The sequence below is a fragment of the Streptomyces sp. C genome, from assembly GCF_000158895.1.
GTDB classification, from domain to species: domain Bacteria; phylum Actinomycetota; class Actinomycetes; order Streptomycetales; family Streptomycetaceae; genus Streptomyces; species Streptomyces racemochromogenes.
Genome location: NZ_GG657750.1, coordinates 4,753,415 through 4,754,550 on the forward strand (window position 1 = coordinate 4,753,415; position 1,136 = coordinate 4,754,550).

At 75.7% G+C, this 1,136-nt stretch carries 2 protein-coding genes and 1 pseudogene; 2 read left to right on the forward strand and 1 reads right to left on the reverse strand.

Translation table 11 applies throughout. The features are described 5' to 3' along the window. A partial coding sequence (locus SSNG_RS21510) for a helix-turn-helix transcriptional regulator (protein ID WP_042801597.1) occupies positions 1 to 272 on the reverse strand: 272 nt, incomplete at its 3' end. 269 nt (positions 273 to 541) lie between these two features. Here SSNG_RS21510 and SSNG_RS44900 point away from each other — a divergent pair. Both SSNG_RS44900 and SSNG_RS44905 read left to right on the forward strand, forming a co-directional pair. Further along, positions 542 to 691: pseudogene (locus SSNG_RS44900) on the forward strand (hypothetical protein); the annotation flags it as partial. Positions 692 to 812: 121 nt separating this feature from the next. Further along, positions 813 to 1,136, forward strand: a 324-nt coding sequence (locus SSNG_RS44905; protein ID WP_277752152.1) for a DUF6350 family protein, incomplete at its 3' end; no start/stop codon positions are given.

Genomic DNA, 1,136 nt, shown 5'->3' on the forward strand with positions numbered 1-1,136 from the left:
CGGTGGGTGGGCGGGCCCGCGGCCACCGGCCGTACCGGCGCGGCGGACCCGGCGACCGCGAGCCGGTCCAGGAGCGCCGCGTACGCCTCGCGCGTGCGCCCGCGGGGCTCGGTGCGGCCGCACTCCCAGGAGCGGACGGTGGTCGCGGTCACGCCGACCTCCGCCGCGACCTCCTCGTACGTCAGCCCGCCCGACTCGCGCAGCCACCTGCGCTCCTTGGGGGACGGGAGGCCCAGCTCCGAACCGGAGGACGCTTCGACGTCTTGTGTCATGCCACTCTCCCCGCGACACGGCTGATCTGGGCAATAAAGTACATAAACGTATCTTGAACGACACAACGGACAATCAGCCGTTACCAGGACATAGCGCGTGTCGAAGGCACCATGGCCACGTGACCCAATTGACCGAACGCGGGACGCCGTTGCAGGAGGCCCCACGGGCCGCCGCCGCGCGGCGCCGTTCACCGGCGGCCGCCGCCTGCGTGCTGGGCGGCGCCGTGGCCGCCGGACTGGGGCTCGGCTTCCTCGCCGTGCTCGTGATCGTGCTGTGGATCAGTTCCCCCTACCCCGACAGCGGACCCGGCGGCGCGCTGCACCTCGCCGCCGGGCTGTGGCTGATGGCCCACGGCACCGAACTCGTCCGCTACGAGACCCTCTCCGGGGTGCCCGCACCCGTCGGCCTGGTCCCGCTGCTGCTGGTGGCGCTGCCCGTGCTGCTCATGCGGCGCGCGGCCCGGCTGGGCAGTGCCTCGGGGGACGCCGCCGGGGCCGAGGGGGACGAGGTGCTGCCGGGCCGGCGCCGTCTTCTCCGCCGTGACCTGCGGTTACCTGACGGTCGGTGCGCTCGCCACCGTGTACGCGGCCGGCGGGCCGATGCCGGCGGACCCGCTCAGCGCCGCCTGGCACGTGCCGCTGGTGGCCGTGCTCGCCGCCGCCGGCGGGGTGTGGGCGGCCAAGGGCAAGCCGACGGGCCCCCTGCCGGGGTGGGTGCCGGGGAGCGTACGCCGGGCCCTGGCCCGCCCCCGGTACGCGCTGGCACTGCGCTCCGGCGCGGCCGGGGCGCTCGTCCTGCTGGGCGGTGGGGCCCTGCTCGTCGGGATCTCGCTGGCCTGGCACGGGCCGGAGGTGCAGAGCTCC